Source organism: Planomonospora sp. ID82291, assembly GCF_015711645.1.
Classification (GTDB): domain Bacteria; phylum Actinomycetota; class Actinomycetes; order Streptosporangiales; family Streptosporangiaceae; genus Planomonospora.
Genome location: NZ_JABTEX010000001.1, coordinates 67512 through 79780, shown reverse-complemented (window position 1 = coordinate 79780; position 12269 = coordinate 67512). Strand labels below are relative to the sequence as shown.

Annotated in this window: 13 protein-coding genes; 3 read left to right on the top strand and 10 right to left on the bottom strand. The window is 72.9% G+C overall.

All coding sequences use genetic code 11. The features are described 5' to 3' along the window. Window position 1 precedes the first annotated feature (1 nt). From HS045_RS00395 to HS045_RS00355, 9 genes are all read right to left on the bottom strand, one after another. Window positions 2–1444, bottom strand: a complete 1443-nt coding sequence (locus tag HS045_RS00395; protein WP_196449191.1) for an acyl-CoA carboxylase subunit beta — start codon at window positions 1442–1444, stop codon at window positions 2–4. Window positions 1445–1456: 12 nt separating this feature from the next. Further along, window positions 1457–2689 carry a beta-ketoacyl-ACP synthase II gene (gene fabF, locus HS045_RS00390; RefSeq protein ID WP_196449190.1) on the bottom strand — a complete coding sequence of 411 codons (1233 nt, stop codon included), beginning with the start codon at window positions 2687–2689 and terminating at the stop codon, window positions 1457–1459. 55 nt (window positions 2690–2744) lie between these two features. Beyond that, the gene (locus HS045_RS00385; RefSeq protein ID WP_068898652.1) at window positions 2745–2984 is read right to left on the bottom strand and encodes an acyl carrier protein; all 240 of its coding nucleotides are present in this window, start codon (window positions 2982–2984) and stop codon (window positions 2745–2747) included. An 85-nt stretch (window positions 2985–3069) separates the two neighbouring features. Continuing rightward, on the bottom strand, window positions 3070–4023 hold the full coding sequence (locus tag HS045_RS00380) for a beta-ketoacyl-ACP synthase III (protein ID WP_196449189.1): 954 nt from the start codon (window positions 4021–4023) through the stop codon (window positions 3070–3072). A gap of 73 nt (window positions 4024–4096) precedes the next feature. Beyond that, complete coding sequence (locus tag HS045_RS00375; RefSeq protein ID WP_196449188.1) at window positions 4097–5029, bottom strand: ACP S-malonyltransferase; 933 nt, start codon at window positions 5027–5029, stop codon at window positions 4097–4099. A gap of 118 nt (window positions 5030–5147) precedes the next feature. Further along, window positions 5148–6257, bottom strand: a complete 1110-nt coding sequence (locus HS045_RS00370; RefSeq protein WP_196450965.1) for a CdaR family transcriptional regulator — start codon at window positions 6255–6257, stop codon at window positions 5148–5150. A gap of 134 nt (window positions 6258–6391) precedes the next feature. Further along, the gene (locus HS045_RS00365) at window positions 6392–6880 is read right to left on the bottom strand and encodes a DUF350 domain-containing protein (RefSeq protein WP_230883371.1); all 489 of its coding nucleotides are present in this window, start codon (window positions 6878–6880) and stop codon (window positions 6392–6394) included. Window positions 6881–6950: 70 nt separating this feature from the next. After that, entirely contained in the window at window positions 6951–8111 is a 1161-nt protein-coding gene (locus tag HS045_RS00360; RefSeq protein ID WP_196449187.1) for a glutathionylspermidine synthase family protein, read from the bottom strand. Between the two features lie 10 nt (window positions 8112–8121). Further along, the gene (locus HS045_RS00355) at window positions 8122–8526 is read right to left on the bottom strand and encodes a hypothetical protein (protein WP_230883370.1); all 405 of its coding nucleotides are present in this window, start codon (window positions 8524–8526) and stop codon (window positions 8122–8124) included. 140 nt (window positions 8527–8666) lie between these two features. On the opposite strand from HS045_RS00355, the gene HS045_RS00350 reads away from it, so the two are divergent. Further along, on the top strand, window positions 8667–9368 hold the full coding sequence (locus HS045_RS00350; protein ID WP_196449186.1) for a YafY family protein: 702 nt from the start codon (window positions 8667–8669) through the stop codon (window positions 9366–9368). Window positions 9369–9445: 77 nt separating this feature from the next. Next, window positions 9446–9832, top strand: coding sequence for a VOC family protein (locus HS045_RS00345; protein ID WP_196449185.1), 387 nt, complete (start codon window positions 9446–9448; stop codon window positions 9830–9832). Window positions 9833–9977: 145 nt separating this feature from the next. Here HS045_RS00345 and HS045_RS00340 read toward each other — a convergent pair whose 3' ends face one another. Then, window positions 9978–10208: a hypothetical protein gene (locus HS045_RS00340; protein WP_196449184.1), complete on the bottom strand. Its 231-nt coding sequence runs from the start codon at window positions 10206–10208 to the stop codon at window positions 9978–9980. A 217-nt stretch (window positions 10209–10425) separates the two neighbouring features. Here HS045_RS00340 and HS045_RS00335 point away from each other — a divergent pair, with 217 nt between their 5' ends. Next, window positions 10426–12237: a bifunctional serine/threonine-protein kinase/glutamate ABC transporter substrate-binding protein gene (locus HS045_RS00335; protein WP_196449183.1), complete on the top strand. Its 1812-nt coding sequence runs from the start codon at window positions 10426–10428 to the stop codon at window positions 12235–12237. Window positions 12238–12269 lie beyond the last annotated feature (32 nt).

Below are 12269 nucleotides of genomic sequence, written 5' to 3'. Positions count from 1 at the left end.
GTCACAGGGGGATGTTGCCGTGGGCGCCGCGGGCCGGGGTGGCCTGGGCGAGGATCTTGGCGATGGCGCCGCGCGTCTCCTCGGGCTTGATCACCTCGTCCACCACGCCGAGCTCGATGGCCCGGTCCAGGCCGCCGGCGAGCACTTCGTGCTCCTCGGCGAGCCGGGCCTCCAGGGCCGAGCGCTCCTCCTCCGGAGCCGCCGCGATCTCGCGGCGCTTGAGGATGCGCACCGCGGCCAGCGCGCCCATCACCGCCACCTGGGTGGTCGGCCAGGCGAACACCTTGGTGGCGCCCAGGGAGCGGGAGTTCATCGCGATGTAGGCGCCGCCGTAGGCCTTGCGGGTCACCAGGGTGACCCTCGGCACCGAGGCCTCGGCGAAGGCGTGCAGCAGCTTGGCGCCGCGGCGCACCACGCCGTCGTGCTCCTGGCCGACTCCGGGCAGGTAGCCGGGCACGTCCACCAGCACGATCAGCGGCACCCCGAAGGCGTTGCACATGCGCACGAAGCGGGCGGCCTTCTCCGCGGAGGTGGAGTCCAGGCAACCGCCCAGCCGCATGGGGTTGTTGGCGATCACCCCGACGGTCCGGCCCCCGAGGCGGCCCAGCGTGGTGACGATGTTCGGCGCCCACTTGGGGTGCAGCTCCACCCCGGGCTCGTCGAGCAGGCCTGTGACCAGGGGCTTGACGTCGTAGGCGCGGCGGGCGTTCTCCGGCAGCAGGCCGGAGAAGTCGACCTCCTCGACCTCGGTGCGGACGCGCCCCTGGTGGCCCAGGAGCACGGTCAGCCGGCGGGCCTGCACGTAGGCGTCGGTCTCGCTCTTGGCGACCACGTGCACGACGCCGCTGCGCTTGCTGTGCGGCTCCGGACCGCCGAGCGCGGCCATGTCGATCTGCTCGCCGGTGACGCTGCGGACCACGTCGGGACCGGTGACGAAGATGCGGCCCTCCTGGGCGAGGATCACGATGTCGGTCAGCGCCGGACCGTACGCCGCGCCGCCGGCGGCGGGGCCGACGACCACGGACAGCTGCGGGACCACGCCGGAGGCGCGGGTCATCGCGGCGAACACCCGGCCGACGGCGTGCAGGGACTCGACCCCCTCGGCCAGGCGGGCGCCGCCGGAGTGCCACACGCCGACGACCGGGACGCGCTCGCGGACCGCGACGTCGTAGGCGTGCACGATGTGCTCGCAGCCCTCGCTGCCCATGGCGCCGCCCTGGACGCGGGCGTCGCTGCAGAACACGACGACCGGCACGCCCTCCATGCGGCCCATCGCGGCGAGCACGCCGCTGCGGTCGACCGGCGTGATCAGCCGGATCGAGCCCTCGTCGAGGAGGGCGGCCAGACGCACCTGGGGATCGCGGGGATCGGCCGCCTCCTCGACGGGCTGAGCGGCCTCGGGAGCCCCGGTGGCTTCGGCGGATCTGTTCTCGAGCACAGTCATGGCGGGCTCCTGTCAGAGGCTGGTGAAGGCGACGGCGACGTCGTGTCCGCCGAACCCGAAGGAGTTGTTGATCGCGGCGATCTGACCGTCCGGCAACTTGCGCGGGGCGCCGAGCACGAGGTCCACCTCGATGCCGTCGTCGAGGTCGTCCACGTTGATGGTGCCGGGGGCGATCCGCTCGTGCAGCGCGAGGACGGTGAAGACCGACTCGATGCCGCCGGCGCCGCCGAGCAGGTGGCCGGTCATCGACTTGGTGCCGGTCACCAGCGGGTGGCCGCCGATCACCTGATTGATCGCGACGGTCTCCACCACGTCGCCCGCGGGGGTGGAGGTGGCGTGCGCGTTGACGTGCTTGACGTCCTGACCGGTGAGACCGGAGTCCTCCAGGACGCGGCGCATCGCCAGCATGACCCCGGCTCCGGTCGGCTCCGGCTGCGCGATGTGGTGGGCGTCGGCCGAGTAGCCGACGCCCGCGGCGACGGCGTAGACCTTCGCGCCGCGGGCACGGGCGTGCTCCTCGGACTCCAGCACGACGATGCCCGCGCCCTCGCCGAGCACGAACCCGTCCCGGCCCCTGTCCCAGGGACGGGAGGCGCCCTGCGGGTCGTCGTTGCGGGTGGACATGGCCCGCATCGCGGCGAACGAGCCGATGTTCAGCGGGTGGATGGCGGCCTCGGTGCCGCCGGCCACGACCACGTCGGCCCGGCCCGAGCGGATCATCTCGATGGCGTAGCCGATCGACTCGGCGCCGGTGGCGCAGGCGCTGACGGTGGCGTGCACGCCCGCCCGGGCCCCCACCTCGATGCCGATCCAGCCCGCGGGACCGTTCGGCATCAGCATCGGGACGGTGAACGGTGAGAGCCGCTGCCAGCCCTTCTCCTTGAAGGTGTCGTAGGCGGCGAGGATCGTGGTGATGCCGCCGATCCCGCTGCCCACGACGACGCCGAGCCGCTCGGCGTCGACCTTCTCGATCCCGGCGTCGGCCCAGGCCTCGCGGGCCGCGACCAGCGCGAGCTGCTCGGCCCGGTCCAGCCGCCGTGCCTCCGGCCGGGGCAGCACCTCGGTCGGGTCCACGGCGGCGAAGGCGGCGAACTTCACCGGGACGGAGTCGGCCCAGTCCTCGGTGATGGTGCGTACCCCGGACCGACCGGCGAGGAGCGCCGACCAGGTCGAGGCGACATCTCCACCGAGGGGCGTCGTCGCGCCGAGCCCGGTGACGACGACACGTACCTGGTCTTTACTCACGTTCTACGCTCCTTGTTCGTGCGGTCCGAGGCTTCGGTCGGGGACGGCCCGGCCGTCAGCCCTGAATGAAGTTGATGACGTCCTTGACGGTCTTGAGGTGCTTGAGCTGGTCGTCGGGGATCTCGACGCCGAACTCGTCCTGGGCGGCGACGGCGATCTCGACCATGGACAGCGAGTCGATGTCGAGGTCGTCCACGAAGTTCTTCTCCGGGGTCACCTCGGCGGCCGGGATGCCGGTGATCTCGTTGATGATCTTGCCGATACCAGCGAGGATCTCCTGCTCGGTCATGGCCATGTCGCGTGTTCTCCTTGGGGTCGGTGTTCTTCTCGGTCCGCGCGGCGGGGCCGCGCAGGTCTCAGGGGTCTTCCGGTGGATCTTCTCAGGGGATCTCGACGACCTGACCGGCGTAGGTCAGGCCGGCGCCGAAGCCGAGCAGCAGGGCGAGCCCGCCCGAGGGCACCTCGCCGCGCTCGATCATCCGGGACAGGGCCATCGGGATCGAGGCGGCGGAGGTGTTGCCCGCCAGCACGAGGTCCTTGGCGACGACGGCGTTTTCGGCGCCGATCCTGCGGGCGATGGCCTCGATGATGCGCACGTTCGCCTGGTGGGGCACGAAGGCGGCGAGCTCGGCGGGGTCCACCCCGGCGCGCTCGCACGCCTGCCGGGCCACCGGGTGGAGCGCGGTGGTGGCCCAGCGGAACACGGTCTGGCCCTCCTGCTGGAGGAAGGAGCGGCGGTCCTTGATCATGATCGCGTCGGCCTTGTCGCCGGCGCTGCCCCAGACCACCGGGCCGATGCCGGGGGTGTCGGACGGGCCGACGACCGCGGCGCCCGCGCCGTCGGCGAAGATCACCGCGGTGCTCCGGTCGGTCCAGTCGATCCAGGGGGAGAACTTCTCGGTGCCGACGACCAGCACGTTGGTGGCCGATCCCGCGCGGATCGCGTCGTCGGCGACCGCCAGCGCGTAGCAGAAGCCGGAGCAGGCGGTGTTCACGTCGAGCGCGCCGGGGGCGTCGATGCCGAGCCGGGTGGCGACCCTGCCCGCCGCGTTGGGGATCTGCGTCTCCAGGGTGCAGGTGGCGATGATCACCAGGTCGACGTCGGAGGCGGACAGCCCGCTCGCGGCCAGGGCCTTGCCGCCGGCCTGGACGGCCAGGTCGACCTCGGACTCGCCCTCGGCGATGCGGCGCTCCTGGATGCCGACCCGGCTGCGGATCCACTCGTCGCTGGTCTCCATCGTCTCCGACAGGTCGTCGTTGGTGACCACCTTGGACGGCTGGTAGTGGCCGAAGGCCAGGATCTTCGCGCCGGGGGCGCCCTGCGAGACCTTCATCCGTCGATCAGCTCCTCGTTCGCCGTACGGGCCGTTCGCGCCGCCGTACCGGATCCGCCGGGCGCGCGCCGGTTCACTGCAGGACCGCCCGGGCGGCGTCCAGGTCGTCGGGGGTCTTCAGCGCCACGGCCGCGACGCCCCGCAGGGCGCGCTTGGCCAGGCCGGTGAGCGTGCCGCCGGGAAGCAGCTCGATCATCGCGGTGGCCCCCCGGTCGGCCATCGTGGCCATGCAGGCGTCCCAGCGGACGGGGTTGGCGACCTGGTCGATCAGGCGCTCCAGGAAGGCGCCGCCGTCGGTGACCACGGCGCCGTCGGCGTTGGACAGCAGGGCGACCGACGGGTCGCGGGGCGTGATCGAGGCGACGACCTCGCGCAGGTGGTCGACGGCCGGAGCCATGTGGGAGGTGTGGAACGCCCCCGCGACCGACAGGGGGATCAGCCGGGCCCGCGCGGGCGGTTCGGCCGTGAACTCCGCCAGCCGCTCCAGGGTGCCGCCGGCCACGATCTGACCGGCGCCGTTGACGTTGGCCGGGGTGAGGCCGTGCTTGTCGATCGCGGCGAGCACGTCCTCCTCGACGCCGCCGAGCACCGCGACCATGCCGGTCTCGGTCACCCCCGCGGCCTTGGCCATGGCCTGCCCGCGCTCACGCACCAGGGTCAGGGCCTGCTCGCAGGTGAGGACCCCGGCCAGGACGGCGGCGGTCAGCTCACCGACGCTGTGGCCCGCGACGAGGTCGGGCGTGACCGCGCCCGGCGCTCCGGCGGCCGGGCCGAACGGGACGCCGAGGGCTTCGGCGGCGGCCAGGCCGGCGGCCACGAGCAGCGGCTGGGCCACCGCGGTGTCACGGATCGCATCCGCGTCGGCGGTGGTCCCGCAGGCGATCAGATCGAGGCCGACGACATCGGACCAGGCGGACAACCGGTCCGCCAGGCCGGGCATCTCAAGCCATGGGGTCAGGAAGCCTGGGGTCTGGGCGCCTTGGCCCGGAGCGACGATGACGAGCACGAAATCCAGCCTGCCCTGTAGAAGTTAGCCACATGGATAGAGATCCGAACGAACTTGGTCCACAGTTTTTTGTAGGAAACCTACGGCAGGGGTTTCGTCCAGATTAAGTAAGGGACGATTAGATCACGGATGTTTCGGACAGCCGCCCGAGGATGAGGCCCACCTGCAGAGTGAAGGCTGAACGGCCCTCCGTCGGTTGGTATCCGGTCAACTCCGTGATCTTGCGCAGCCGGTAGCGGACCGTGTTCGGATGTACGAAGAGTAGCCGAGCCGTCGCTTCGAGTGACGTACCTTGCTCCAGATACGTGGCGAGCGTGTCGAGCAGCGGGGTGCCGACCAGAGGCAGGTAGACGTTCTGGACCAGCTGGGTCCGCGCGGCCTCGTCGCCGTCGATGGCCCGTTCGGCGAGCAGGTCCTCGGAGTGGACCGGGCGGGGGGCGTCCGGCCAGCCCGGGGCGGCGCGCAGGCCCGCGATCGCCGCCCGCGCCGAGCTGGCCGCGGTGTGCAGGTCGCTCACCTCGGGGCCGATCACGATCGGGCCGGGGCCGAAGCGCGGCACCACGTGCCGGGCCGCCGCGCCGACGCTGTCGGCGCCGCCCACGATCACGATCAGCTGGTCGCCCTGGACCCCGGCCAGCATGTCCATCCCGGCCCGGCGGCCCCGGTCGCGCAGGCCGTCGATCACCGCCTGGGGGTCGTCGTCGGGCGCCCGGCCGGCGAGCACGACCACCGGTGAGGAGGTCCAGCCCAGCGCGGCGGCCCACGAGTGCAGGCCGTCGTCCACCTCGCCGCGGACCAGCGCGTCCACGATCAGCGCCTCCAGCCGGGCGTCCCACGCTCCGCGGGCCTCCGCCTCGCGGGCGTAGACGTGGGCGGCGGCGAAGGCGACGTCGCGCGTGTAGCGGAGCATCGCCTGCTCCAGCTGGTCCTCCCCGCCCGGGGCGGCCAGCTCCCCGGTCCGCGCCTCGACCACCTCGACGACGATCCGGACGATGTCCACGGTCTGCTGCAGCGAGATCGACCGCTTCAGCTCCCGGGGCGCGGTGCCGAAGAACTCGATGCTGGGCGTCGGGCGTCCTTCGCCGGCGTGCTGGAACCACTCCACGAACGCGGCGATCCCGGCCTGTGCGACCAGCCCGACCCAGGACCTGTCCTCGGCGGACAGGGCGCGGAACCACGGCAGCCGGTCCTCCATCCGGGCCATGGCCGCCGTGCCCAGGGTGCCCATGGCCCGTTCCAGCCTGCGCGTGGTGTCCTCGCGGATCTGATCGTTCACGCAATAAGAGTGCCAGGTCGGCCGGGATGCGGGAGCCGCACCGCCGCCGCCCCGGGCGGAGCGGCGGGCCGGGGCCGGGCGCGTGCCTAGATGACGGCCACGGCGGTGATCAGGCCGATGGCCACGTGCGTGACGGCCAGCAGGCGGGTACCGGGCTGCAGGTCGGGCTCGGCGACCAGTTCGCGGACGGAGATGCCGGCGATCTTGTCGAAGGCGATCATCCCCACCGTCTGCACGGCGATGCCCACCAGGCCGAAGACGGCGGTGGCCAGCAGGCCCTCCTGCAGGGCGCCCCCGGAGGACCAGATCGAGGCCGCGACGATCAGGCCCACGGCGGCCAGCCCGGAGGCGGTGAGCAGGGCCGCGTTGGGGTTGCGGTCGGTCTTGATCAGCCGGCTCAGCTTTCCGGGGATGGCCAGGTCGATCACGTAGAAGCCGATGATCAGCAGGATCACCCCGAGCACCGCGTAGCAGGCGATGGCGAGCGAGCCCCGGCCGAGGAGCTCGGCCAGGGAGACGGTCTCGGTGCCGATCGCCGTGGTGGGGAGCGGGGTCGGCTGCAGGCTGGGGCTCATGGGGTTCTCTCCGTGCTGTGGGGTTCGGTGGGCGTGGGGAGGGTCGGAGGGCGCGGCGGTCCGCGCGGGCCTACGGCGCGATGCGGTGCGGGACGAAGGACGAGGTGTTGTCGGTGATCAGCCCGGAGGTCTCCCGGATGCCCAGGCCCGCGGCCTCGTCGCAGACCACCCAGGCGCCGAGCACCGGGCGCTGGCCGTCGAAGACCGGCAGGGCCTCGAACGCCTGGTGGACGTAGCCTTCGGCGCCGTAGCCGCCGCCGGTCCGCACGGTCCCGTCCGGGCCGGTGACGGTCATGCTCGCGCCCTCCCGGCCCAGCAGCGGCTTGGCGATGTGCGCGGGCAGGTCGCGGGGGCCGTCGAGGTAGGCGGGCAGCAGGTTCGGATGGCCGGGGTACAGCTCCCACAGGACCGCGAGCAGCGCCTTGTTCGACAGCAGCATCTTCCACAGCGGCTCGATCCAGGTCATCGAGACCTGCTGGCGCACGGCGTCGGCTCCGAACCGGTCGGCGACCGCCCACTCCCACGGGTAGAGCTTGCACAGGGTCCGGATCACCCTGCCCTCCACGTCGACGAAACGGAGGTTGAGCGGGTCCCAGCCGATGTCCTCCATGGCCACCGAGACGGTCGTGAGCCCCGCCTGGACGGCGGTCTCCTGCAGGTAGGCGAGGGTCATCGCCTCCTCGCCGGACTCGTCCATGGCGGTCCAGGCGAAGTGCGCGGGCCCGGTGGGCAGCTCCGCCGCGATCTGCCGCCACCGGTCGATCAGCCGCTCGTGGATGGAGTTCCACTGGTCGCCGTCCGGATGGAGGTCGCGCAGCCAGAACCACTGCACGACGGAGCTCTCCAGCAGGCTGGTGGGCGTGTCGGCGTTGTACTCCAGCAGCTTGGCCGGGCCCGTGCCGTCGTAGCGCAGGTCGAAGCGGCCGTACAGGTGCGGGTCGCGCCGCTCCCAGGAGCGGGCGATCTCCGGCGCGACCCACTCGGGGATCGCGAAGTCGCGGTAGCGCCCGGTGGAGACGACGTGCTCCACCGCGTGCAGGCACATCCGGTGCAGCTCGTCGACCTGCTCCTCCAGGGCGAGGACCTCGTCCATGGAGAAGACGTAGTGCACGCTCTCGTCCCAGTAGGGGCGGTCGAGGCCGCCGGGGTGGGCGGAGCGGTGGTAGGCCAGACCGTGGCCCTCGACGGTCTTCTCCCAGCCGTCGCGGGGAGGCGAGCTCTCGCGTCTCATGGCCGCGGGGTCAGCTGCCGCTGGAGCCGCGGCCGCCGAAACCGCCGCGCTGGATCACGGTGCCCTTGCCGCGGCTGACGATGCCGACGTCGGAGGGCCGGACGGTGGTGCCCCTGCCCACCCGGGTGCCGGTCCGGGTGCCGCCGTAGTACCAGCCGTAGGCGCCGTGGGAGCCGTGGTAGCGGACGGTGCCGTCGTCGTCGCAGTAGTCCTCGTCCACGACCTCGTAGGAGCCGTCGGGCAGCTGGTTGTCGAGGTTGACGCAGTCGGCCCCGACCTCCTCGTAGTCGTCCTGGGCCGCACAGGCCCCGACGACGAGGAGGGAGACGATGCCGATTCCGGTGATCGTGATGACGGTGGAGGCCTTCGCGCCCGGCTTCTTGGGGACGGGCTTGCGGGGGGGCTGGTGCGCCATCGGATGTTTCTGCGCCATCGGGCTCCAATACGAAGTGTCGGAACAGGGTATCCGGGGTCTTTTCACTGTTCAACCGGCTGAACCCGCCTGAAGGTTCCCTTTTCGCGAAGAGTGTCGGTGGCGGCGCGTACCGTCGGAGTGTGAACCGTACCGATCGGCTCTACGCCCTGGTCGAGGAATTGCGCGCGGCCTCGCCCCGGCCCCGCTCCGCGCGGGAGCTGGCGGCCGGGTTCGAGGTGAGCGTGCGCACGGTCGAGCGCGACATCTCCGCGCTCCAGCAGTCCGGGGTGCCGATCTACGCCGAGCCCGGCAGGCGCGGCGGTTACGTGCTGGACAAGAGCGTGTCCCTGCCGCCGCTCAACTTCACCCCCGCAGAGGCGGTCGCGGTGGCGGTGGCGCTCAGTGGGGCCTCCGGCAGTCCCTTCGCCCGGCACGCCCGCAGCGCCCTGCGCAAGCTGGTGGCCGCGATGCCCGCGCCGGAGGGGGAACGGGCCAGGCGGCTGGCCGCCCGGGTCCACCTGCTCGTCGAGCCGGAGCCGTACCCCCGGGTGTCCCGGGTGATCGAGCAGGCGCTGCTGCACCGGCGCGTGCTGGCGATCGAGTACACCGACGTCAAGGGCGAGGCGACCCGGCGGGAGGTGGAGCCCGTCCTCTTCGCGGGCGGGCGCGGCGGCCACTGGTACCTCGTGGGGTGGTGCCGGCTCCGCCGCGACGCGCGGATCTTCCGGCTCGACCGGATCCGCAGGGCGGAGGAGACCGACGAGCCCTCGCCCGAGCACCCGCCGGAGCGGTTCGCGCCGCAGGCGCCCGGACTGGTCTTCGGAAATCTGGAACTGGATTGAAAACACCGACATAGGGTTGTCGCCAGGCCGGTTCATCGTAGAGGTGTTCGAGAAGAGCATTCCGAGGAGAACACTTGATGATCAACACCGTGGCCTGGTTCGAGATCGCCACCGACGACCCGCAGAGCGCGGAGAAGTTCTACGGCGAGCTGTTCGGCTGGTCCTTCGCCGCCGGCGAGGATCTGGCGAAGGGCGGCATGGACTACCGGCGCATCGGTTACCCCGGCGGCGACGGGCCCAGGGGAGGCCTGTACGCCCACGGCGGGGCGTTCCCGAACCACGCGGTCTTCTCCGTGGTCGTCGCCGACACCGCGGCGACCTGCGCGCGGGTGGAGAGCCTGGGCGGAGAGGTCGTCTTCAAGGCGGTCGGCAACGAGCACGGCCCCGACTTCGCCTACGTCCGCGACGTCTCGGGCAACCTGTTCGGCGTCTTCACCCCGCCGGGTGCGGCGGCCGGGGCGTAACCGCCGGGGCGGCCGGAACCCCGCGCGGCCGCGGGTCCGCTCCCCGGGCCCGCGGCCGGTCCGCCGGGCGAGGCGTCAGGACGGCCCGATCCGGTCCGCCGGGCGAGGCGTCAGGACGGCCCGATCCGGCCCGCCGGGCGAGGCGTCAGGACGGCCCGATCCGGTCCGCGGCGACGACCACGACGACGCCCAGGGCCGCCAGGATCAGGTTCGCGTAGATCTCGTATCCGGTCAGGAGATCCGTCCGCTCGACGATCACGCGGTTGAAGAAGTTGAGGAACGGGCTCATGAACGGCTGGACGGCCACCTGGTCGATGGTCCCGCTGACGCCCTGGAGGACCAGGAGGACCCCCAGCACCTGGATGGGATTGCGCATGAGCCGACGGTAGGAGGGAGGCGCCTCCGGGGGGATCGGCCGACAGGATCGGTCCGCCCGACCGAGGTCGCGTCTTCGGCTCCGAGCCCCCGACGAAAGTCGTATGCGCGACGCCCCCGGTGATCCCGATTGTGATCTCGACCCGGCCGCCGCTCCGGACCCGGCCGCCCGTGATGTGTAATGTTCGGGCAAAGCGCCGTGTCACGAGGGGTCGGCGATGTCGGAGATCATGCCGCTGCGGCCGGGGGACCCGCCGCGGCTGGGGGACTACGAACTGCGGGGCAGGCTGGGGGAGGGCGGCCAGGGGGTCGTCTACCTGGGGGAGGCCGAGGACGGCGAGCGCGCCGCGGTCAAGCTGCTGCACGTCCGCTTCACCGGCGAGGCGCACGCGCGCTCCCGCTTCGCCCGGGAGCTGGCCGCCGCGCGGCGGGTGGAGACGTTCTGCACGGCCCGGGTGCTCGCCGCCGACCTCGACGGCGAGACCCCGTACATCGCGAGCGAGCTGATCGACGGCCCGTCGCTGCGCCGGATCGTCGAACGCGAGGGTCCGCTGGCCGGGGAGGCGCTGGAGAAGCTGGCGATCGGCACGGCCACCGCGCTGGCCGCCATCCACCGCTCCGGGATCGCGCACCGCGACTTCAAGCCCGACAACGTGCTGCTGGCCCCCGACGGCCCCCGGGTCGTCGACTTCGGCATCGCGAAGATCATCGATGAGAGCGGGACGATCACCACCCGGGCGGTCGGCACCCCCGCCTACATGGCGCCCGAGCAGATCGCCGGAGAGCGGGTCGGCCGCCCCGCCGACGTGTTCGCCTGGGGCTCGACGATGCTCTTCACGGCGACCGGCAAAGCGCCCTTCGGCGGCGACACGATCGTGGCGACGCTCAACCGCGTCATCAACCACGAGCCCGACCTGGGCGCGCTCCCCGAGGGCCTGCGGGCGGTCGTCGGGGCCTGCCTGCGCAAGGACCAGGCCCGCAGGCCCACCGCGGACGAGGTGCTCAGGCGTCTGCTGGGCCATCTGGCGGAGGAGGGGGCGGAGGTCTCCGACGAGGTGCTCGCCGAGGGCGTCCAGGCCGCCACCGCGGACCTGACCCGCGACGGGGTCCGCGCTCCCGCCCGGGGACTCCTGCGGCGCCGGCCCGTCGTCCTGGGCGGGGCGGCGGCCGCGGTCGCGGGCCTGGCCGCCGCGTTCGCCGTCCTGCGGCCCGACCTCCCGTCCGGCGCCGCCACCGCGCCCGCGCCCGCGCCGCCGGCCGTCTCCTCCCCGGCGCCCTCGCCCTCCACCGGCTCGCCGCTGCTCGACCGGATCGCGAGAAAACGGAAGATCACGATCGGCTACCGCGGGGGCCTGCCCGGAGTCGCCCTGGGCAGCCCTCCGGCGGGCTTCGAGATCGACGTGGCCCGGCGCATCGCGGCCGAGCTGGGAGTGCCCGCCGACCGGGTCGTGTTCAAGGACGTGAGCGTGCGCCGGGAGGCCGCGGTCGAGAGCGGGGAGGTGGACCTGGTCGTCGCCAACCTCTCGATCGACGCCAGGACCCGGCGCAGGGTCGCCTTCGCCGGGCCGTACTACCTGGCCCGGCGCGACGTGCTGGTGCGCGGGGGCTCGGGGATCTCGTCCCCGGAGGACCTGCGCGGCCGGCGGCTCTGCGTCCCGCAGGGCTCGACCACCGCCGCGCTGATCCGCGACCGGGTCGTCGGCGTGGAGCCCGTCGAGGCGGACGACATGGCGCAGTGCGCCGCCAAGGTGGCCGACGGCACCGCCGACGCGCTGCCCGGCGACGACCTGGTGATCGCCGGGTTCGGCGCCCGGCTGAACGGGCGGTTCAAGGTCGCCGGTCTCGGGCTCACCCGCGAGCCGTACGGCGTGGCGTTCCGGCAGGGCGACCCGAAGGCCTGCGCGGCGATCAACGAGGCCGTCGCGGCGATGTACGCCGACGGGAGCATGAGGAAGCTCCTGGACCGCCACTTCGGCGCGGTGGACTTCCGGTTCGCGACCGGCCGGCCCCGTCCCGAGCGCTGCCGGTAGCCGGCGGGCCGGCCCCGTCCCGCGCCGGCGCG